The organism is Lysinibacillus composti, assembly GCF_016908465.1.
Taxonomy (GTDB): Bacteria; Bacillota; Bacilli; order Bacillales_A; family Planococcaceae; genus Ureibacillus; species Ureibacillus composti_A.
On the sequence record NZ_JAFBDY010000006.1, the window covers coordinates 1 to 22,561 of the forward strand.

General features: G+C 35.8%; 22 protein-coding genes. 5 read left to right on the forward strand and 17 right to left on the reverse strand.

What is annotated here, in order from left to right:
- Positions 1-528: 528 nt before the first annotated feature.
- From JOD29_RS08240 to JOD29_RS08270, 7 genes are all read right to left on the reverse strand, one after another.
- A complete protein-coding gene (locus tag JOD29_RS08240) occupies positions 529-1,194 on the reverse strand; it encodes a DNA-binding response regulator (protein ID WP_124764145.1) in 666 nt (221 codons plus the stop codon).
- A 398-nt stretch (positions 1,195-1,592) separates the two neighbouring features.
- Complete coding sequence (locus JOD29_RS08245) at positions 1,593-1,784, reverse strand: hypothetical protein (protein ID WP_124764146.1); 192 nt, start codon at positions 1,782-1,784, stop codon at positions 1,593-1,595.
- 120 nt (positions 1,785-1,904) lie between these two features.
- Positions 1,905-2,330 carry a hypothetical protein gene (locus JOD29_RS08250; RefSeq protein ID WP_239585633.1) on the reverse strand — a complete coding sequence of 142 codons (426 nt, stop codon included), beginning with the start codon at positions 2,328-2,330 and terminating at the stop codon, positions 1,905-1,907.
- The gene (locus JOD29_RS08255; protein WP_124764147.1) at positions 2,320-2,622 is read right to left on the reverse strand and encodes a hypothetical protein; all 303 of its coding nucleotides are present in this window, start codon (positions 2,620-2,622) and stop codon (positions 2,320-2,322) included. Before JOD29_RS08255 ends, JOD29_RS08250 begins: the two co-directional genes overlap by 11 nt.
- Before the next feature lie 44 nt (positions 2,623-2,666).
- Positions 2,667-3,152 (reverse strand): DUF5412 family protein, encoded by a 486-nt coding sequence (locus tag JOD29_RS08260; protein ID WP_192894215.1) that lies wholly within the window; start codon positions 3,150-3,152, stop codon positions 2,667-2,669.
- Positions 3,153-3,297: 145 nt separating this feature from the next.
- Positions 3,298-3,729, reverse strand: coding sequence for a DUF3997 domain-containing protein (locus JOD29_RS08265; RefSeq protein WP_124764149.1), 432 nt, complete (start codon positions 3,727-3,729; stop codon positions 3,298-3,300).
- 142 nt (positions 3,730-3,871) lie between these two features.
- A complete protein-coding gene (locus JOD29_RS08270; protein ID WP_124764150.1) occupies positions 3,872-4,642 on the reverse strand; it encodes a TerC family protein in 771 nt (256 codons plus the stop codon).
- A 565-nt stretch (positions 4,643-5,207) separates the two neighbouring features.
- Between JOD29_RS08270 and JOD29_RS08275 the strand changes: the two genes are divergently transcribed.
- Positions 5,208-6,182 carry a LysM peptidoglycan-binding and 3D domain-containing protein gene (locus JOD29_RS08275; protein ID WP_124764151.1) on the forward strand — a complete coding sequence of 325 codons (975 nt, stop codon included), beginning with the start codon at positions 5,208-5,210 and terminating at the stop codon, positions 6,180-6,182.
- A gap of 189 nt (positions 6,183-6,371) precedes the next feature.
- On the opposite strand, the gene JOD29_RS08280 is transcribed toward JOD29_RS08275, so the two are convergent.
- Positions 6,372-7,139 carry an HpcH/HpaI aldolase family protein gene (locus tag JOD29_RS08280; protein ID WP_124764152.1) on the reverse strand — a complete coding sequence of 256 codons (768 nt, stop codon included), beginning with the start codon at positions 7,137-7,139 and terminating at the stop codon, positions 6,372-6,374.
- A 350-nt stretch (positions 7,140-7,489) separates the two neighbouring features.
- Entirely contained in the window at positions 7,490-8,686 is a 1,197-nt protein-coding gene (norA, locus tag JOD29_RS08285; RefSeq protein WP_124764153.1) for a multidrug efflux MFS transporter NorA, read from the reverse strand.
- A 106-nt stretch (positions 8,687-8,792) separates the two neighbouring features.
- Here norA and JOD29_RS08290 point away from each other — a divergent pair, with 106 nt between their 5' ends.
- From JOD29_RS08290 to JOD29_RS08300, 3 genes are all read left to right on the forward strand, one after another.
- Complete coding sequence (locus JOD29_RS08290; protein ID WP_124764154.1) at positions 8,793-9,620, forward strand: MerR family transcriptional regulator; 828 nt, start codon at positions 8,793-8,795, stop codon at positions 9,618-9,620.
- Between the two features lie 1,278 nt (positions 9,621-10,898).
- On the forward strand, positions 10,899-11,930 hold the full coding sequence (locus JOD29_RS08295) for a YheC/YheD family endospore coat-associated protein (RefSeq protein WP_124764155.1): 1,032 nt from the start codon (positions 10,899-10,901) through the stop codon (positions 11,928-11,930).
- A 2-nt stretch (positions 11,931-11,932) separates the two neighbouring features.
- Positions 11,933-13,321 (forward strand): Mur ligase family protein, encoded by a 1,389-nt coding sequence (locus tag JOD29_RS08300; protein WP_124764156.1) that lies wholly within the window; start codon positions 11,933-11,935, stop codon positions 13,319-13,321.
- A gap of 270 nt (positions 13,322-13,591) precedes the next feature.
- Here the strand turns inward: JOD29_RS08300 and JOD29_RS08305 are convergent, their stop codons facing one another.
- The 5 genes from JOD29_RS08305 to JOD29_RS08325 form a co-directional block, all read right to left on the reverse strand.
- On the reverse strand, positions 13,592-14,029 hold the full coding sequence (locus JOD29_RS08305) for a hypothetical protein (protein ID WP_124764157.1): 438 nt from the start codon (positions 14,027-14,029) through the stop codon (positions 13,592-13,594).
- A gap of 596 nt (positions 14,030-14,625) precedes the next feature.
- On the reverse strand, positions 14,626-14,796 hold the full coding sequence (locus JOD29_RS08310; protein WP_158610538.1) for a hypothetical protein: 171 nt from the start codon (positions 14,794-14,796) through the stop codon (positions 14,626-14,628).
- A 14-nt stretch (positions 14,797-14,810) separates the two neighbouring features.
- Entirely contained in the window at positions 14,811-15,980 is a 1,170-nt protein-coding gene (locus tag JOD29_RS08315) for a Ger(x)C family spore germination protein (RefSeq protein WP_158610539.1), read from the reverse strand.
- The gene (locus JOD29_RS08320; protein ID WP_124764159.1) at positions 15,973-17,076 is read right to left on the reverse strand and encodes a GerAB/ArcD/ProY family transporter; all 1,104 of its coding nucleotides are present in this window, start codon (positions 17,074-17,076) and stop codon (positions 15,973-15,975) included. The genes JOD29_RS08315 and JOD29_RS08320 overlap by 8 nt, the downstream gene beginning before the upstream one ends.
- Positions 17,076-18,854, reverse strand: a complete 1,779-nt coding sequence (locus JOD29_RS08325) for a spore germination protein (RefSeq protein WP_124764160.1) — start codon at positions 18,852-18,854, stop codon at positions 17,076-17,078. The genes JOD29_RS08320 and JOD29_RS08325 overlap by 1 nt, the downstream gene beginning before the upstream one ends.
- Positions 18,855-19,054: 200 nt before the next feature.
- Here JOD29_RS08325 and JOD29_RS08330 point away from each other — a divergent pair, with 200 nt between their 5' ends.
- Positions 19,055-20,047: a lipoate--protein ligase gene (locus JOD29_RS08330; RefSeq protein WP_124764161.1), complete on the forward strand. Its 993-nt coding sequence runs from the start codon at positions 19,055-19,057 to the stop codon at positions 20,045-20,047.
- A 71-nt stretch (positions 20,048-20,118) separates the two neighbouring features.
- Here JOD29_RS08330 and JOD29_RS08335 read toward each other — a convergent pair whose 3' ends face one another.
- The 3 genes from JOD29_RS08335 to JOD29_RS08345 form a co-directional block, all read right to left on the reverse strand.
- Complete coding sequence (locus JOD29_RS08335; protein WP_124764162.1) at positions 20,119-20,769, reverse strand: 2OG-Fe(II) oxygenase; 651 nt, start codon at positions 20,767-20,769, stop codon at positions 20,119-20,121.
- 247 nt (positions 20,770-21,016) lie between these two features.
- On the reverse strand, positions 21,017-21,415 hold the full coding sequence (locus tag JOD29_RS08340) for an acyl-CoA thioesterase (RefSeq protein ID WP_124764163.1): 399 nt from the start codon (positions 21,413-21,415) through the stop codon (positions 21,017-21,019).
- A 222-nt stretch (positions 21,416-21,637) separates the two neighbouring features.
- Positions 21,638-22,555, reverse strand: coding sequence for a VOC family protein (locus JOD29_RS08345; RefSeq protein WP_124764164.1), 918 nt, complete (start codon positions 22,553-22,555; stop codon positions 21,638-21,640).
- Positions 22,556-22,561: the final 6 nt, after the last annotated feature.

Sequence of the window (22,561 nt, forward strand, 5' to 3'; positions counted from 1 at the left end):
ACGGAATATTTTTCCCTTATGCTTCATAAAAATTCCCCTATTTCAGCTTTTCCAGGGCATTAAGGGAATTTTTTTCCGTTAACTACAGTACCAGGCCTAGTTTCACTTGAAATAAAGGAATATTTTTCCTTTACTCTTCAGAAAATCTAACTATTTCAGCGTTTTTCAGGGCATTAAGGGAATTTTTTCCGTTAACTACAGTACCAGGCCTGGTTTCTCTTGAAATAACGGAATATTTTTCCTTTACTCTTCAGAAAATCTAACTATTTCAGCGTTTTTCAGGGCATTAAGGGAATATTTTTCCGTTAATTACAGATCCAGGTCTGGTTTCACTTGAAATAACGGAATATTTTTCCCTTATGCTTCATAAAAATTCACCTATTTCAGCTTTTCCAGGGCATTAAGGGAATTTTCTTCCTCTATTCAACCTATTTTCACGGCTATTTTTTAATTAAGGGAATATTTTTCCGTTAATTACAGAATCACGCCTGACTCCGGATGATATAAAGGGAATAATCTTCACCTCTTTTATTTGGTTGGGTGCTTAACCTGATTCCCCAACCGATAAGAACGAATTCTCACGCGCCCCGATGCGGGAATCAACATCTTTTTATCGACTAGTTGAGAAAGTATTTTTCTTACCGTTTTGTCACAAAGCTTTAAATCCCTCGCCAATTCTTTTGGAGTTATGTCTTCTCCTTTTCGAATCGCTAGTTGAAGGACAGCCTTTTCGACTAAAGTCAAAGTGGTCTGGTCCAGTTCATCCCCAAGCAATCGACCAATTAATTGCTGAATAATTTGTTGGCATCGACGTGGCTTTTCTTTAACCTGGTCATAAGAAAAGCGAATCACAGTCCACCCATCAATCACCAACTGATTTTGACGTTCCAGACTGTCGGAAAATTGCCATCTGCTTATATTCGTTAAATGTGGGCCATACCCGTCAATTTCAAAGCAAATCCGGATGGCAGGACGAATATACGCAAAATCCAGATACCTTTTGCCGTCTTTGAAATCATTAACTTCATATTCTGGATGTAGATATCGAAAATTATTAAATAATGGCCACCACACCTGCTTCAAAAACAACTTTTCAGCATGATTATGACCTTCTTGTAAGCGCCGCAGCCGTTCCCCGGTTCTTGCCTGCATGTGATGATTCATAAAAGCCTGGTATTCTTCATCAAATCCCATAGCTTTCATCCTCCTATCTAATGGTTTTAGTACATTAAATTTAGTAGATAAAATGTGTAAATTATTACATTTATAATAAATCTCCATACTGAATTTCAATAAAATAACGGAAATGAAGCTTGGAATGGTGATAGTAAAAGGCAAATACATGCGAAGAAGAAATGACTGTAATGAGAATAAAATGGGGATCGAACACTATTTTTAGTTTAATAGAATTCTTTAATTTGTCAAATTAGTTTCTTAATATTTCGGTAACTTCTTTTTTATAATTACTATTTTTTAGTTAACCACCTCTCCCTATTTAGCAAAAGATATTTTATCAACCTCGACTTTATTCAAAGTGCGATATCTTCTATGAATCACCAAAAAAAGACGCATTTCCTAAAGAAACACGTCTTTCATTGAACCTTATTCATTATTTGCTTTTTCCTCCAAGTGAACGATGCGATAAGAAGCAGAACACCCACCGAAGCCCCAATCATTTGATCTAATAAAAGTTCACTTGTTCTGAAATAACGAATTGTAAAAATACCACCAAAAATAATAATCATTGTAACTGCAAATCGAATAAGAAATGTATTGATTGTCAAAGTTAATCGCCCTCTTATCAAACATTCTATAAGTGCTAAATCCTAATCTAATTTTAACAAAAAAACCCAATTTACTGAAGTTAAAATATAAAAACTGGTCGATTGCAGAATCATCATTCGTTACCTCTCTATGAAAATTGTATCGTTAGAGGGTGTAAGATACTCTTGATCGCCTAATGTAATTGTGGATCCTAAACGCTCTATTTCCGCATACTGAACTACTTTTTCTTGATTGAGAAATACTAATAGGTAGAGATCATCTCTCAAATCTATATTACTTCGGTCTATGAACTTAACACCTATTTGATTTTCGAGCTCATCTTGGGGAGTGTAAGGGTCAATTAAATATGCCTTGTCCCATTTAAAGTCAACAAAATTCTTTATACTTATTTGACTATCACTCTGTTCAGATACCATGGTAATAGCAGAATGAAGATCTTCTTCGATTTCTGTATTTCTTTCAATGGCGCTGTCACTGCATCCCATTAACCAAACACCCGAAAATAATACGATCCCGAATCGCTTTATCTCCATTTTAACTTTCATTACGCACTCCTTTTTTCCCTAAAACAACGGCTAATATGATGAAAATATACGGATAGGTTAAGAGCGTTAATTCTAAAAATCCAATCCCAAATAATGATTGTTGTTCGTCTGCAAAAGTCCCCGCATCCATCATATATTTACCGATAAACAAATAGCTGGAAATAGATAATAAGACTAATAAGTAACCGAACAAATTGAATCTATATTTTGCAACAATCGTTAAGAACACGGGTATATAAACAAGGCCCACTAAAATGAAAAAGAAAAAAATATACAGTGGCTCAAAAACCATGAATCCAACCCCTCTTTCCATGAGTATTCAAATCTACTGAAATCCTAGTTATGGTAACAACGCTCATATTCATCTTTCATTAATAAACTTTTACAAGCCCTCCCAAACTCGTGATAAATCTCTTTTTCAACTTTTAATTCGATACTTCTATTTGAATTTGGAAACTGAGGATCGTCATTTAAAATAAATAAAGTTTCATCATCTCGCCACTCCAACGAAAATTGGTCTTTTGCATCCGCATAATAAACGATTTGGACGTGATCCTCTTTTTTATTTGTGACTTCAACCCACACATTCACACCACCTGCAGCACCACCATATGGTTCGTAATAAGCATGGGCCGAATATTTTTCAGAAGGTGACATAACAGGTCCAGGTCCCTCTTGCATATAGGTTCGATCAATGTCATTAAATGTAAAAAAGTACGTTTCATAAAAATAAACTAAAGATGTTATAACAACTCCCGACAATGTCGCAATGAGCATTTTTTTAGGTAAAGGTTTCTTCCTTATTAAAGACACGATGAACATCACACATAAAATCAAAAATAAAATCACGGTAACGAAAGCAATGAAAAGACCAAATAAAATTAATATGATGCATCCCTCCTTTATTAGTACGACTGTAATTCTAGTAAGTTCGCACTTTTCTTTTTCTTATATAAATACGGAAAACTTAGTCCACTAAATCCTTAACTTCTTTTAACTTAACACTCTTTGAAATCCCTAACTCCTTCTTTTTGTCTTTAAAACTCGCTTCATCAAAAGGTCCTATTACCTCTCCAGACTCGAATTCCAATATCCAAAAACGCACATCATTTTTATTCGGTATTTCATAACCATTACTACGATCTGGATCTTTCATCAATCCAAGTTGCTTTGCTAGAATATAGGTTTCATCCCAAGCTACTTCAGTAACTTTTGTTGGGATTATTGGACTTCCCCAACCTATATCACCATTTTTAGGTGAGATGGTCACTTGGTGAGCAGAAGTTCTTACAATAGAATAGTTTCCAGGCAAATCCACACTATAATCTGCCAAACCAGCACAACCTGTTAATAATAGTAATGAAAAGACAATGAATATAATAAATCTTTGTTTTTTCAAAGGATCCCCATCCTATCTAAATATAGGTTTATGTAGATTAACGGAAAATATTGGGAAAGGTTTCGGATATAAGTTACAAACCGTGGTTTACAAAATGAAAACAGGCGCATTTCATGAAGAAACGCGCCCTGAAGATTTAATTTTATACTGCTTTATCTTTCGACTTATTTCCAGGAGCAAACCAACCGATTAGGGCAATGGCTACTAATACACCATAGAAAATAGAGGTCCACGTAGTACTGTGAGGGAAGTCATGATTTAACACACCAACGTCCTCATGTGCCAAAGTAATGACAGCTAATTTGACACCAACCCAGGCAACAATTGCATAAGCTGTCGTTTCCAATGCCGGACGTTTATCAAGTAGTTGTACAAACCATGTTGCAGCAAATTTGATTAGGATGAGTCCAGCAATTCCTGCAAGCATAACAATAATAAATTTCCCTCCGTCCATACCACCAAAATTTCCTAGAGGAGAATCTGGAAGACCTAAAGCAAGTGCGACTGCGGCTAAAATAGAGTCTACGGCAAAAGCAAGATCTGCTAATCCAATCTTCGCTACCGTTGCCCCAAAGCCTTTCCCTGCGGATTCTTTTTCATCGTCCTCATGAATATTCTTGTTGTCTTTCCCAAATTTCGCTTGAATAACATGTTTTAATCCAAGATAAAGAAGATATGCGGCTCCGATTGCCTGTATTTCCCAGACATTTGCAATAAAAGAAATGGCAAAAAGTGCAGCAAATCTGAAGAAGAATGCCAAAATAATTCCATAACTTATCGCTCTATTTTTCTGGTCTTCGGGTAAATGCTTTGCAATCACAGCAAGGACTAGGGCGTTATCTGCTGATAATAACCCTTCTAATCCTATTAGAATTAACAATGTCCAGGCATACTCTAACCAAATTGACTCCATCTAATAATCCCCAATCTATAAATTGAATGACATGTAAAAAAACCAATAACGATAGGATTTCCTAGATAGTAAAGGGATATTCTTAGAGAAGATTGAATAAAAGTCATAAATTAGCTCATCAACTCCATCCCCTTTAAAAATTAAAAAACGCAATTAAGCCTTATTCTGCTCAAATGCGTTTTTTCATTTCGTTTGTTTAACAGTTCAGATCAGATGACTGAATGATTTCCGTTTAACCTATTTTCCAATAAAAAGATTAAACCCACTTCCTGAAACTTTACCTTTCGTGGAAAATGGTTAACCATTCGTCAAATCACATTATTGCCTTTATAGAAAAATTTATACCTAAGGGACAGTAGGGACAGGTACCATGTCCCTAGTTTTGGGACAAGGTACCTGTCCCCTATGTCCCAAAATATTAAATCTTTCTTATGTTGGTTAATAATAGAAATGTTTTTGCAATAAACTTGCCATAGACGTAACGAATTTATCACCTCCCTGTTCTTTTTCTCAGAAATTTCTATGTTACGATTACTAACAATTACAGAACTTGGAGGGCAAATATATGTTTAAAAAAATGATGGCAATTGTACCGGTTGCTGTACTTTCCGTAACAGTAGGTGCAAATGTACAAGCTTCAACCATAACCGTACAAAAAGGTGATACCTTATGGGATTTATCACGTGCAAATAATTCAACTGTTGAAACAATTCAAATGGCTAATCAATTAACTGGCGACCTTATACACCCTGGGGACGTCCTTACGATTCCACAAGAAAAACAATATTCTGTTAAACAAGGTGACACATTATGGGATATCGCTCGTGATCATCAGGTAAGCGTTTCTCAATTAAAAGAATGGAATCAATTACATACGGATCTCATTCAACCAGATTCAAATCTAGTCATCTTTGAAGGAGTAAAAGCTAGTAACGCTGTGGCAACTGATAAAAAAGTAAACACTGTGGCTAAGGATAATACTTCTAAAGTTACGGCTCCTACTTCAAATACAGTGGCGCCAACAGAAAGTGCAAAAAAAGCAGTGGCCCCTTCTACAAGTAATGTAGAACCAAAGGAAACGGCTCCAAAAGTGGTCGCTCCTTCGGCAAGCACTACAGTACCAAAGGAATCTGCACCTAAAGCAGAGGCACCTTCTTCAAACAATACTGCAGTAAAAGAAACTGCACCAAAGGCAGAAACTGCTGCGCCAAAAGAAAAAGAAACGACAACTGACGCTCCATCAGCAAGTGCGAAGGAAATCATCGTAGAAGCAACAGCTTATACAGCTTCTTGTGATGGCTGTTCAGGTATTACATCAACAGGAATTGACCTAAAAGCAAATCCAAATGCAAAAGTAATCTCTGTGGATCCATCTGTAATTCCACTAGGTAGTAAAGTGCACGTAGAAGGCTACGGTGAAGCAATTGCTGGAGATACTGGCGGAGCTATTAAAGGAAATAAAATCGATGTCTTCGTTCCTACGAAGCAAGATGCGATCGACTTTGGTAGAAAGACTTTAAAAGTAAAAGTATTAGATTAATAGCCATATAACTCTTCTTTGAAGTTTTATCATACGGCAAAACAACAAGCAAAAGGACCTAACATACTAGATTTGTCTACTATGTTGGGTCCTTTATTTATTTCTTCAACTAACGCATCTATTAGAATACCCTAGCACTTTGCAACGAATGATTCCACTATTACTGAACATTAATATCTTCTAGTCTAATTAACTATTAATAGAACTTTTAAATTCCTCTAATAGTTGCTTTGCCCCTTGATGTATAAACATGGCATCGATCCCGCCTAATAAGAAACGAAAGCCTAAATCAATATGTTTTTTCATTAGATTAGGTTGCGTCATAATTCCAGGTACAATGTTATGTTTTTGACAAGCATCTAATACTTTTGAATAAGCAGCTTGCATATCAGGATGATCTAGTTCACCCTTTACGCCCATGGAAACCGAAAGATCCATAGGGCCAATAAACACTACATCGATACCAGGTACAGAAAGAATTTCATCAATATTTTCAACTGCTTTGACATGTTCAACTTGTAGGATGACTAGTAGTTCCTCTTTTGCATATTCCCAGTAACTTTCAGTATTAATACCAAATAAACTAGCCCGTCCTGCGCCAAAACCACGAACGCCATTTGGTGGGTAGTGACAATATTGGATTGCACGCTCTGCTTCTTCTTTAGAGTTGATCATTGGTATCATGATCCCAGAGGCTCCAGTATCAAGCCCCTGTTTGACCATTGTGAGATCATTCCATGGAACTCGTAACAATGGTGTTGTTTGTGTGTATTTAATTTGAGAAATCATCTTTCCAGCCGTTTCAAATCCCATTGCTCCATGTTCACCATCAATCATAATCATGTCGCAACCTACATTTGCAAGTATTTCTGCAGTATCTGTACTTGCTGTCATCATAAAGGGACCATAAACACACTTTCCTGATTTCAACTTTTCCTTTAAAGAATTTTTCATCATATCCAATTCTCCTTCTATGTTCCCCTTACTAAAATTGCTCTAGAGAAAACATGGTCCCTAGAGCAATTTTTATAATGTAATTATAGATTAATTCACAATTAGTCGTCTAGGTCTCTACCCGTCATGACTCTAGTAAATATTATTGCGACTAGCAAGACAATGGAGCAATTGAAATTTGCTAGTAAAGCTGTCGCAATAAGAGGTGAGGCCCCCCACAAGATACATACATTGGCCAAATAATTGCAAATTATTAGCCAAAGTTAAATAGTGTTTTTATCCAATGTTTGACTTTTTTATTATCAACTCTATTGCCTATCTAACATCAATAGAGTTTTGGCCCCTTTTACACATTAGTTATTAGCGACGTCTACTCTTCCTTGTTTCGAGCAATCAGAAGTCGGTTTTTTCCAGAAGTAAGTAATCATGATTCCGATTACTAATATTACCGCCGCAAAGTAGTAAGGATAATCAATATCTATATCAAATAACATCCCACCTAAAATGGGACCACTAATATTCGCTAAACTCGTAAACATCGAGTTCATTCCACCAACGAAGCCTTGTTCATTCCCTGCAATGTTTGAGAGGTATGATGTAACTGCTGGTCTAAATAGATCAAACCCTACAAATACGATAAATGTAACAAGTAAGATAGAAAAATATGAATGAACAACCGTCATTAAATAAACAAGCAAAGCGGACACGACTAAACTGTATCGAATCAGTTTAATTTCGCCCCAAATGCGTGTAAATCGATCAAATAAAACAACTTGAGAAACGGCGCCGAAAATGGCACCACCTGTAATAACAATTGCGATATCGCTCGGTTTAAATTGGAATTTATGGTCTACAAATAGACTAAAAAATGATTCAAATGCTGCCAATCCAAATGAGGCAATGAAAATTAAAAGAAAGGCAAGTAAATATTTCGGTGCCATAATGCGTTTAATTCCACTCTTACTTTCTGAATCTTGCTCATTATTTTCCTCATTACGAATTGGCTCAGATAATAAAATAATTGAAAGTATCGCCGCTACTGTGCCAAGTCCCCCTGCAAAGTAGAATGGTACACGCGTTCCAATTTCCGCTAAAAAGCCACCTATACCCGGACCAATAATAAACCCTGTACTAATGGCTGCCGACATATACCCGAGTGCTTTCGGACGATTGTCAGTATTGGTAATATCCACAATAAATGCTGTAACAGCGGGCATAATAAACGCTGCACTGATTCCCCCTAAAACACGAGAAACGAAAAGAAGTTCAATTTCACGGCTCAACCCAAACACAAACTCGGAGATCCCAAAAATAAATAAACCTATGACAATCATAATTTTTCTGCCGAATCGATCGACTGCTTTTCCCGCAAATGGTGAAACAATCAGTTGAGCAATGGCAAATGTCGCTGTTAAATACCCCACTGTTGTTCCGGTAATACCTAATTCATTCATCAATGTAGGTAATACTGGTATCACAAGACCAATTCCCAAAAATGCTATGAATAAATTCATCAATAATAATGTTAAAGTAACTATCTGATTTCCCATCTTTCACAATCTCCTTAACTATAAAACTCGGATCGTTATCATTTGTTTACTTTAAACATCCTAGTGTATATAGTAACTATATAGTCAAGGGTGGTGCTGTAAAAAAATGAATTCTAAAAGAGGAAATTATTTAACGACAGGTGAATTTGCAAAACTCTGCAAAATCAATAAACAGACCCTGTTTTATTACGACCAAATTGGGCTTTTATCGCCAGTATTTAAAAATGAAAAAGGCTATCGGTATTACTCAATTCGCCAATTTGAATTATTTAATGTGATTGATTTATTAAAAGACCTTGGAATGTCACTTCACGATATTCAACAATATATGCAAAATAAATCACCAGAGAGTTTTTTGTCTCTAATGTATCAAGAAAAAGAATCGATTGTAAAAATGCGCCAAGAGATTGAAAGAAAGGAAAAGATTATAGAGACGAAAATAAACTTAATGGAAGAAGCATCTCAACTTGATTTCCAACAAATCACGGTAGAACAATTACCAGAAGTGAACCTTTATTTAAGTAGAAACATTGAAAATATATCGTCAGAAGAGTTTGTCGAGGTGATTTCAGATTTCATAGATGAATTGTACGTATCCCATCTTGATACAGGTTACCCAATCGGTTCTATAACAAAGCAAGAACAAATTTTAAAGGGTGAATACACCAACTATAGCTATTTATATATTGAGCAATCCACCCCAAAGAAAGGATATCCTTACTTTAAAACGATTGCGGGCAAATTTTTGATTGGCTACCATATTGGGGATGAAAAAACCATTCACCAAACATATAACCGCCTTTTTTTAGAGATGGAACAGTTAAATTTAGCTTTAGGCGATTATGTTTTGGAAGAATATATTTATGATACGGTTGTAAAAAATCGCAAGGAACAATTTGTGACTAAAATTATGATTCATGTTAGTGAAATATAGGAATGAAAAAAAGAGTTGGCTCAACTTGGCGTACCAGCTCTTTTTTCACATACTTTTTTCGATGTGATCGGGAAAACAATTTCGGCAAATTGCTTCCCTATCAAGCACCTCTCAATATTTGTTCATACGGCACTACATTAACGTTATTGGGCAATGTTATAAGTTCAAAATAAATCTCCTTATCTAACACAATCCCACTCTCGAGTTGCTCAGATTTTTTCCTTCTCCCATTGACCTGGGAAGATGACCCGTTCCGAAACTATGAATTTCCCTTTAATTTAGAGCAATTAAAGGAAGTTTATTCTCTTATTTCTGCTCTATAACCTTCTTCTTCGTACTTTAACGGAAGAAATTTCCCTTATTATAAAAAATGACGATATTTTACTCAAAATAAAGGAACATTTTTCCCTTATCTCATCCAAACCTTTGAATTTCCCCTTAATTTACGCAGTTAACGGAATTTTCTTCCCTTATTTCTGCTCTGTAAGCCTCGTCTCGGTACTTTAACGGAAAAAATTTCCCTTATTTTAAACAATGACGATATTTCCCTATAAGCCTCTTCCCAGTAATGTTAGAGGAAAAAAATTCCCTTATTAAGAAACACATAAACTAAAAAGGAATTTCTTATGTAAAACTAATAAAGCACAAGATGGGAACTGCCTAGAATATTGTTGAACGAGCATTTTAAAAACCACCCCATGCTCTTCCCTGCTTTTTACTTCCCCAAAATTCACCAATTTAATATTTCAAACTATGATAATTTACATAGTACTTTTTTACTTAACGGGGCTTTAAGTCCATACGCATTCCTTTACTAAAAAATATGATAATAATGAAGGTGAATCATTTCATAACATGCGAAATTTCTAACATTCAAATCGACCCATGATCGTAGTGCTCTGACACTATTTAATTCCATAGTTTTGGAGCAACGTCTAATTCATCTAATTCACGCACTCTATAACACTATTTAAAGGGGAATTTTGAAAAAAGTGACAGTAAAAATCTTACCTCCACTACTTCCCGGTGTTCAAGAGATTAATGTAAGACCAAAATCAGGCAGGTTACTTACCCCACCTAAAATCAAAAGAGCACCGTTATGCATGTGACGGAAACAGTTTAATTGAACAAGTTAAACAGAACATCTAAACTACTTCAAAATAGTTTACTTTCAGTTTAGGCCCATCAAAAATGTGGCCTTTTATGCATAACCAAAAATAGGAATCAAGTAAATCTAATTTTATTTACAACTCATAGTAAATTCTCGGGGGGATCTAGGTGATTACAATTGGTATGTTACATTACCGAAAAAATCCACAAACCGTTTTTAAATCCTATGCATATGCCGCTGCAGCGAAAATGGAAGGGGTACATTTTTTCTATTTCACTCCAGGCAATGTAGATCTAGAAAATAAGCGAATTAAAGGGTTATTTTATGAGAATGGTGCATGGGTGGAGCGAGAAACAGGATATCCAGATGTTGTATTTAATGCCGGAGGAACGCTCACCGCTAAACAAGACCTAATAGTAGATGCTTTAGAAAAAGAGATTCCTTTTACAAGTCACCCTATTGGCGACAAAATGAAGGTTTATCAACGAATCAAAAAAGGCAAACGCTTTACAAATTACTTAATTCCATCAGAAGATTTCGAAAGAATTCAAACTGCTTTTTCATACCTCGACACGTTTAATGTTATTATTATCAAGCCACTTTCAGGTGCTAAAGGTGAAGGAATCTATTTTATAGAAAAAAGGCAAGATGACTTTCTTCTAATAGTTTCAGGAGTAGAAACGGTATTGTCGGAAGAACAACTTGAAGATTATTTAGTTAATATTTTACTAGACGATGCGGATTATTTAGTACAGCCATTTATTCAATCGAAAACGAAACAAGGTCAATCTTTTGATATTCGCTTATATGTACAAAAAAATGGTGAAGGTAAATGGCGGTTAACAACAATGTATCCTCGTATTGCTTCTAAGGGGATTGTCGCAAATGTAAGTAGCGGGGGCTACTCAGGAATTATTACTCCTTTTTTAGAGGAACAATTTGATGAGCACTTTTTCGATGTTAAACGTCATTTAGAAGTATTTGCAGTTCAATTTGCAACATATTTTGATCGTCTTTATGATGAACAATTAGATGAACTTGGAATTGATGTAGGCATCGATAAACATCATAAAATTTGGATGTATGAAGTGAATTGGCGCCCAGGTACACCTGCATTATTCTTTTTAGAAATGGATATTCCGAAAACAACTATTCAATATGCTACTTACTTAGCAAAAAAAGCGCTAAAGGAGATATAAGGATGAAACCGCTTTTACTAGAAGATATTTTTGATGCGCTCGATTTAACAATTCCCGAAGAGCAAAAGGGTATCATCATTTCTAATGTAGTTCATGACTCCACCTATGCAACCCATCAAACCTTATATTTTTATATAAGAAAAAAAGATCATCCGGATGGGGAAAAACTGAAGCACTACAAAAATCTCTTTATCATCACAGATCGACCATTTACTAATATGGAAGCCTTACAACCTGAGCAAATTTTTATGGTTGATAATATAATGGATATATTTTTTAAATTTACTACTTACTATCGAAGCCTCTTTACTTTGCCCGTCTTATCAATTACAGGAACATGTGGTAAAACGACAACAAAAGAAATGATTAAACATATATTACAATCTTCCTATACTGTTCAAGCAACGGTCAGCAATAAAAACAGTAGTTATTTTCACCTACAATATTTAGTTGGAATTGACGAGAATACTGATGTTGCTGTTATTGAAACTGGGATTTCTGAGCCTGGCGAAATGGAGGAAGCCTTTTCATATTTTGCTCCATCGATTGGTATAATGACGATGATTGATATTGATCATACTGGTGAATTCCAATCTTTTGAGAACTATGTTAAAGAAAAGGCAAAGATGATTGATTTACTACCTCCAGATGGAACTCTTATTATCAACATCGACGATCCACATATTTCATCGATGCGTATTAATGATTTCAAAGGAAAGTTAATTACTTTTGGGAAAAATAGTAATGCTTCATTTCACATTAAAGAAACAAACTACTCCGAAAATAGTATGGAATTCACGTTTGAGCATGATGGTCTAGAATACAAAGGGGTTATTCCAGGCTTAGGGGAACATAATGTATACAATGCGATTGCAGCATTTATCGGAGCGAATGAAGTAAACATCGATATTGAAACATCTATAAAACTACTAACTTCCTTTTCACATTTACCGAGGCGCTTCCAAAAAATACAATTACCAAACGATATTTTGATTATTGACGATACTTGGAAATTTAACGTTCCCTCCTTTCATATTGGGATCGAAGTACTTTCAAAAATTGCTGCTCCAAATCAGAGAAAAATTGTTGTATTAGGAAGACATGGTTCGATTGGAGAATATGCAGAAGAAGAGTATAAAAAATTTGGAAAAAAACTTGTTGAACAAGGTATTCATAAACTCATTACCAAAGGCTTTATTGTAAAAGATATATCGAGAGCTGCACTTCGAGCTGGGATGAGCAAACGGGATGTCCATCATTTTTCAGAAATTAAAGAACTGCAGACATTTTTATTAGATCTATTACAACCTGGTGATATTGTTTACTTTAAAGCAGTAGCCTCCGATGAATCCTTTGTTGATATTATCAAGTATTTTAAAAATAAGAATTAATTGTTTTTGAAGTTCAATTTTAATTAATCCATTATATAGCTGAAGTGTTGTATTAAGGGACCATCTTTTGATGGCCTTTTTTTCTTCATTATGTTAAAACGATAAAAAAGAATGCCCTAAAATAAAAGCATTCTTCCTTAATCGATCGCATCTTCTCAAATCATCGTGGCACACGAAATATGTTGTCATTTTCAATGAAGCTCCACTTGCATGTTTTAACATTGACCAAATCTATATGTAACTATTCTGCGCTGTCTACCATTCCGATCCTTAATCACGATCACTGACTGTTAAAGTGAATGAATGTGGATCTAGATTATTCTTTTCAACGATCTCATAGAAAATAGATTTGACCTCTCCCTGCTCAGCTTCAGTTACTTTTTTATTTGTCAAAATATATTTAACCTGAATATCATCAATTGAACGAACGGCAAGCATCATTTGAAATTCATAATCTTTTTCGGTTAACCTATTCCCCACCTGTTCAAAAAAACCATTCTCTTCCTGGAGATACTTTGTAATCACATCTGCTTCTTTTACCTTCTTATCATGCAATACTTGCAACTCGGGATTGACCACTGGAGCAGACACCTCGATAATTTCAGGATCCTCTCCTTTAGATTTAGCACCATTCAATATGAATATTGCTGAAATAGATAAGATGATAATAATCCCAAGCCCGACTAAAGTGAATTTCCGCTTTTCCAACTAATAATCTCCTTTTTAATTGAGTATATGACGATTAAAATGAATTAAGCCCAAAAAAAAGATTCCATCTAAGATCATTTACACTTAATACAATGACCTGAGGCCGGGACAAATCCAAAAAACATCAGTTTTCTCATAAAGAGAAAACTGATGTTTTTTTCTATTAATTCTAATTATGATTCTTATTAAGTATCCGGTGAGAGCGGACTAAGAGGCCAACACGACGTTGGTCATGGGAGCGAGACATGCGGACGTGGCGTTTTCGCTCCCCACACAAGCCGCAAAGCCACGTGGTACGTGTCTTTACGACTTGTCTTTGTGCTTTGTGTTAGGTCCGCTCACATAAAATTTGTCCTTCTAAACTTTCCGGAAACTAGCGCGGCTTACAGTGGGCCGCAGTTTTTCGGAGAATGGCTAACAGTTATTGCTCTCAAACTGTAAAATATCAATATCTTACTAAAAATAATAGTGGCTTTCCTTAATAATTCTACTTATGTCCCAGCCTCTTTCACCAAACGAAAAGGTCAACACCAAGCCCATATAATGCCTGTCTCAATCACCAGAGAATCCATGCCCTAATTGAAACCCTAGTCGCTTTACTCATTTGAAGAAGACTCTTGATTCTTTCTATCTTCCTGCTTCCAAGGTGGGTCTGTGCTCATATGGATTTTTTCATTTATTTTGTAAATCGTAAAGGGGATCACAAAGGAGAGAAATGTACAGAGAATTGTTAATCCTGAGATCCGTTCGGTAATGATCTTCATCATCCTACTAAACCTCCTTAATTATTTGTTGTTCGAATGATGCTTCCTGGTCGGTTAACGGTAGCATTTGCTATGACGTCGATCCGACTTTGTGTAAAATACTTTTCCCCTGTTTCCCAATCAACTTTAACGGATTTCCAAAGCTTTGGATGATGTTGAAATAGGTAACTACCTAAACCTATGGCATCCGTTTGAAGATCATTTTGCAAAATTGTTAATGTTCCCTTTGTCAATTTTTCAATTTCCTTTTCTAATGCGCGATTAAATTGTTGCAATACTTCCCTATCCAATACATCGTCCGTTCCAAGCTGTTCGGCAATTGTACCTTCTACTTCAACATTAACGGAGATGTGTAAATTATTAGGATCATCGTTAATAAGAGAAAAGCTACTTTTTATTTCGGTCAGTTCAACCGTCGCTTTTTCTTGATCGACTTCAATGTTTATTGTTCCAGTATGTTTTTTACCACTCATAAAGCTTAACCCTTTCGCATAATCCCCTTTTAAAGTCCCCACAATTTGATCTTTTTGGGCGTTATAAATGGCAATGCCTTCATAATCAATTACTGTAGGGTTCATAGTTTTAAGTAGTGGTAGTGGAAAACTTACATTATCAAGCAACTTATTTTGGATATCTCCAATTTTGACAACATTTATTATCTCTAAATTCTTCTTCTGTTCTAATAATTTACTAATGTATTGTGCTGGCACCTTTTCATGTTCGGGCACGACCGTTAACAATTCACTAGCTTTTCCGCTTGTAATGGCAATATTAATCCCTCTTCGCATATCCTTTTCTCGAAGAAAGACATCTAGTAATTGTTCTAGTCGTTTTGGTTCTTTCGCAAGTTCTTCAGAAAAAAGGACGAGCAACAAATGTGTTGGATCTGTAGTTCGACTAGCCTGTTTAAACATCTCACGATTTACGTCAAAAATCGTTTCACCACTTGCAGTAAGATTTCTAAATGCTGGCCCACTACCGCCACCCCCACTACCTGTAGAAGCAAATTGTTCTGGTACAATAAGCTGCTCCGTTAATTCGATTTCGGAATTGCTCTTGCTTTCTTCAGTACGGTCAATCGCCAACCCATAAACAAAAGCTCTTTCTTCAATTTCAACGTTATCCCAACAACCAGTAAGTATAAGTAAATAAAATATTAAACTACATATAAGCGTAAATTTATTCACTTTGTTTTCCGCCTTTAATTTTATAAGCTGACCATAGAAGGACGACCACAAGAAGTAAACTTGTCAATTTTATTAAGCTAATATATCTTGCTATATGAGTCAGCTCTACATAATCCTTTGGGATCATACTTATAAAAAAAATCAATGGTGTTAATGTAATGACGAGCATTATCTTTTTAACCTTTTTAAAGACCATCATTAAGGTCATGACAGCAATATCAAACGCCATTAAACTATGGACGAACAAGATAATGGTCCAAGCAAGAAATAAAAACGCATCAAACCGTTCAAAAAAACCACCCGGTATTTCGACAGTTCTAGATAAATCAAAAGTAGGAAAAAATATATTTGCTGTCGTGCTATTTCCAAAAGTACCAATACAAACAATGTAAAGTATTGTATAAAGTATTGTGTTAAATATTACACCCTTAACCGCCATTTTAGGTGTGTTTTTAGGATTTTTCACAAGGGCAATATAAAAAAGGATAATGCCAAAACCCGCAAACGTATTGAGGCTTGAATAGGTAGATTGTACGTATCCTTTGAAATCTGTTTGAAACACGGGTAATAAATTCTCTGTTTTAATAAAAACTAAGGGTACTACGACTACTACTAATAACCCGACCAACACAAAAGGCAAAAAAAGAGCATTTAATCTAAAAATTCCGGCGCGTGAACCACATACACCATAAACAACGACTAATAGAAAGGACAAGGAAATAACTTCTAACGGCGTTTGATCAAATAAATACTGATGAGCAAGTGCCGATACTTCACGAACTTGAAATGAAGTAATGGCAATATATTGTAAAGTGAATAGAAAAGTTAAAATTACAGCAATGGGTTTGGTTACTAAGTCAGAAGCGATGGAAAAGAAGGATTTATTTGGATATAATAAGGTCAATTTTGCAACAACCCATGCCAAAATACATGCAACGCCTCCCCCCAATAAAATCCCGACCCACCCATCAGCTGCAGTTGTTTCTTCTGCAAGTATTCTTGGAAGGGATAGCGTGTATACCCCAAGAATATTTATCGTCACAGCAATCAAGATGTCTCGGTCACTAATAATTCCCGCACCATTCATAGGTTTCATTATTTAGATTTGCCTCCATCATTGATTTTGTTAATATCTCTTGGTTCTAAATAAGGTGGGCGTTTCTTAAGTGTGATAATTGGGGAACGGATTAGTAAATTTTTCAAATTCCCTAAAAAGTATGGGGCGATCGGTGATGAGAATGGAACTCCCATACTTTTTAAGTTCACAATATGAATACACATCATGATAAAAACTAGTATAATACCGTAAAGACCCAATATGGATGCTGCAGCTAATAGGCCAAATCTCAATACCCTTAAGCCGGTTGCTAAACTATAATTGGGTGTAGTAAAAGATGCAATGGCTGTAAGTGACGTAATAATTACCATGGCCGGGCTAACAATGCCTGCACTTACTGCAACATCTCCAATAACGATACCTCCTACAATTCCAATGGTTGATCCAATTGCTTTAGGCAATCGAATTCCCGCCTCTTGCAAGATTTCAAATGTGACCGCCATTAATAGCGCCTCGAAAATCGATGGAAATGGTACCCCTTCCCTCGTTGCTGCAATAGAAAATGCTAATTTTGTCGGAAGCATGCCTGGATGATAAGAAGTTAATGCTACATAAATAGCAGGTAAAAAAAGTGAAATAAAAATTGATAAAAACCTTAATAATCTCAACAGAGTCCCAATAGCCCAGCGTTGACTATAGTCTTCTATTGATTGTAAAGGTTCACCCAACATGACCGGTGCAATCAGTGCAAAAGGACTTCCATCCACAAGAATCGCAACTTTCCCTTGTAAAACCGAATACGTGACATGATCCGGCCGCTCCGTATCAAGTATTTGGGGAATAGGTGATAAAAAACTATCTTCAATCCACTGTTCCACAAAACCTGAATCTGGTGCAGCATCGATATCGATTGTTTTTATTCTACGATTCACTTCATTTAAAATATCTGGATTCACAATCCCAGCAATAGAACATACGACTACCTTTTGTTTCGATCGTCTTCCAACCTCATGAACATCAAAACGCAGATTCGGATCTTTTAGTTCACGGCGTATTAAGGTAATATTTTTATCAATATTCTCAATAAACCCTGTTCTAGGTCCACGTACGACCGCTTCAGACTGAGGCTCTTCAATCGAACGAGTCTCATATCCTGTCGTCCCCATCACTAAAACCGTATTTACTCCATCTAATAAGAACACTGCGTTTCCGGACAAAATCGCATTGATTACCTCATATAAAGTTTGACCTTTTTTCGTATCTGTGATGGCAATCACATGTTGTTCAATCGTTTCAAGTAAATTGGGATCACTTTGAGTTCCCCCTGATTGACTTGATTTAGGATTATTTTTATTTGCCTCTGATGGATTCGCATTGGGTTCACTTTGACCTGTCCCTGATGGATTCGCATTGGGTTCACTTTGACTTGCCTCTGATGGATTCGCATTGGGTTCACTTTGACTTGCCTCTGATGGATTCGCATTGGGTTCACTTTGACCTGTCCCTGATTGGTTCGAATTCGTATCACTTTGACTTATCTCTGTTTGTACCATTTTTAAGATATTATCATTTACAAGTTTTTGGTCGGCTAAACCACTTAAATAAAGAATCGAACATTTATGTTTATTTTTACCAACTGTAATATCTCGAACGATTAAGTCACTGGGATCTCCCAGTTTTTTTTTGATAATTTCGACATTCTCTTTCAAAGTTAATCCAATAGGAATGTTAAATTCACTTTCAGATTGTTGGGTGGCGCTTTCATATTGCTGATCTGTTGATTTTTTGTATACTCTTGTAAAAAGTGAACGTCTCATCGTAAAACTCCTACTAGAAAAAGCCAGTTTATAGTTAATTTGTATTTATTATTAATTTTTTATACAAGCTTTGTTCGATTAGAGACAGATGAACTACTTGACAATAGATAATTGTGGCTAATTTGTTATAATCTTAATGTAGTGTTTTTATGTGCTTTAATTATGTAGGAATTGTTTTAATGTGAAAGGAAGAAGACAACATGTATTTTATAGATAATAAAGGAATTACAGATCCGCGCGTAAACTTAGCAATTGAGGAATATATCTTAAAAAATTTAGATATTGAGGAAGACTCTTATCTACTTTTCTATATTAATCAACCATCAATCATTATTGGTAGAAATCAAAACACAATTGAAGAAATTAATACAGATTATGTAGAAGACAATGGTGTCATTGTGGTGCGTCGTTTATCAGGTGGCGGTGCCGTTTATCATGATCTTGGCAATTTGAATTTTAGCTTTATTACAAAAGATGATGGAGAGTCTTTCCATAACTATAAAAAATTCACACAACCAGTTGTGGATGCATTAGCAAAATTAGGTGTACAAGCTGAGCTTTCCGGTCGTAATGACATTTTAGCAGAAGGTCGAAAAGTATCAGGGAATGCCCAATACGCAACAAAAGGACGTATGTTTAGCCATGGTACTTTAATGTTCAATCTAAATATTGATGCTGTTGTGGATGCATTAAAAGTGAAAAAGGACAAAATCGAATCAAAAGGCATTAAATCAGTTCGTTCCCGCGTAACGAATATTCTACCCTTCTTAAAAGAAGAAATTACCATAGAACAATTTAAACTTGAAATTTTAAAATCAATCTTCGGTGATGAAGATCACATCAATTATTATGAATTGACGGATGAAGACTGGGAGAAAATCCATGAAATCTCTCGCAATCGTTATCAAACATGGGAATGGAACTATGGCAAATCACCGCGCTTTAACATCCAAAAAACAGAGCGCTTCCCATCAGGGGGAATCGATATTCGTTTAGAAGTAAACAAAGGAATTATTGAAGAAGCGAAAATTTACGGAGACTTTTTCGGTGTTGGTGAAGTAACAGACATCGAACAATTACTCATCGGCGTACCATATAGCCGCGAAGCAATCGGTGAAAAATTAGGTGACATCGACATCGCCCACTATTTCGGCGGCATTACAAAAGAAGATTTCTTGAAGTTGGTATATTAGGGACAGGGGGACAGGTCCCTCGTCCCGATTTACAAAATGAAAAAGGGACAGTGTACCTGTCCCCTCTGTCCCTAATTCACTTTCTGCCTTCGCATCCATTGTGTTGCGATCCACTTTTCTCCTTCTATTACAGGAGAACCTGCATGGAGTGTTAACTCGTTTAACATTGGATCATTATAAAAATATTCAAAGTACACTGCCATCCCCTTTTGCGGACAAACAGTTAACCCTAGTTTCGGGAAAGTGGTTGTGCCTCCCTCTTCCACATCGTTTAAGTATAGTACAAGCGTGCTAATGCGATTGTTCATCGCGGCTTTACTTGTCGAAGCGAAATAATCGTAATGCTCTTTATATTCTTGACCAGGTTTGTAATTTAAAATATGTAGTCCTTCCCCATGTTCTATAGGAATCCCCATAATGGCCGAAACCCTTTTTTCTACCCGCGCAAGAACCTCATTGTTCATGTCAGATAAAAATGCCCCACTACTTGTTCGTATGTCACTCACTTCTTTAGTACTTCCGATTTTTGAACGCTGAAGGCTATCTTTTGATAATTGAATAAGCGCCTCACATTCCTCATCATCTAGTACGGAGCCTAAAACAACAACTAACGGTTCTTCAAATCTAGCAATGATTTGAATCTCTTTGTCTTCCGTTTTAATTGTATTCCCATTATGACTAAATATTGTTACTTCCCTTACTTGAGCATCTTTAACAACCATCTTTCATTCATCAACCCCTGTTTCTATAGAAATATTTTGTAATAATTCTACGAACAGGTATTTAATCCCTTTATAAATATAACTAATATAAAAATATTTTTATATTGATTTTTTCTATAATCTAGTTTTTTGTTTTCTCGAGTCATTTATTTAACCGTTTATTTCATTCGAGCTAAGCACAAAAAGAGGCTCGGACAAATCCAAAAAACATCAGTTTGTAACCAAGGTAATGTTAAAAGTTTATCTATCAATTTATATTCGTTTTAAGTTTTGCAATTTCATCGGGTACTGGAATGGCTTTTCGTGTTTGTAAGTCCATGATCGTTAAAATTACGTTTGTAGTCGATGATAGTAGCTCCCCATGATACATCAATTGTTCAAGAGTAAAGCTTTTATTACCAACTTTCTTCAACTTCGTGCGAATTTCAACGGTGTCCCCAAGACGTACTTCTTTTCTATATTCTGTGTCGAATTTCAACAATACCGTTCCGAGCTTTGCCCCAAGTAATGTTTCAGTGCTTAATCCTATTTCTTTCATCCATTCGAAGCGAGCTTTTTCAAAATGCTTTACGTATTTTAAATAATTCATATGACCTAGCTCATCAATATCACTTTCGACAATTGTATATTTTTTTACATGTTCCATTACATCACTCCTCTATGAAACTTCAATCTTCTAAGTATGGCATCATTTATATAATTCAACTTCCCTTCCCTTTTACCTTCAATCATTCGATGAAATTTTGATTTTGACCTCATAAAAAAGCGTGAATCCGCCAGTCTACTGCTATCGTAATTGAAGTTGTTTCAACCCCTAATGCAGTTTCTATTGGATGAATTCACGCCTTAATACGTTTTCGTAAAAATTTTATTTTCCTTCATAGGCTTTTTGTATTTCTGCCATATCGAGTTTTTTCATTTTCAGTACAGCTTGATTGACACGATTTAGTTGTTCTGGTGTACTATTGCTCATTATTTCGTCCATGTTACTTGGAACAATCTGCCAAGAGATGCCAAACTGGTCTTTTACCCAACCGCATTGTTCGGATTTAGGTACTGCTGAGAGCTTATTCCAGTAGTAATCAATCTCTTCTTGTGTATCGCAGTATACCATAAATGAAATAGCCTCGTTAAAACTGAATTTATGCTCATGTGCGCTATCCATTGCGATAAACCAAGCATCCCCTAAGCAGAAATCAGAGTACATAACCGTTCCCTCTTGATCAGGTTCCATTCCTTGCGGGTAGCGAGAAAGCTGTCCTCGTTTTGAATTTTTAAATACTGATAAATAAAAGTTCATCGCTTCCTCTGCTTTGCCGCATTGTTCCCCCACAAATAATAACGAAGGCACGATAGTAGGACGCTCTTCCCCTTCAGGATTAGTTAAGTTTAATTGCCATGATAAACCATACTTGTCCTGAATCCAGCCATACCATTCACTGAAAGGATATTGCTGAAGTGGCATTAACACGGTACCACCATCAGACATTTTGCTCCAAATGTGATCAATCAGTTCTTTCGGGTTTTCCACACGGGATGGATCAAAGTTCACCATAAATGATACAGAAGGATTAAACTTGAAATATGGCCCGGCGCTGATTGCAGAAAACTTTTGTCCCCAAAGTTCAAAAGAAACAAGATTGGCATCGCCGGATGGTGTATCATGTAGAGTTAAATCATCCGACATTTTTGAGTTTGGAAATAAAGAAGTGTAAAACTCTGCTGCTTCTTTTGCTTCCTTGTCATACCATAAAGCCGGAATGATGATTTGATTCGTTTTTGACATAGTAAT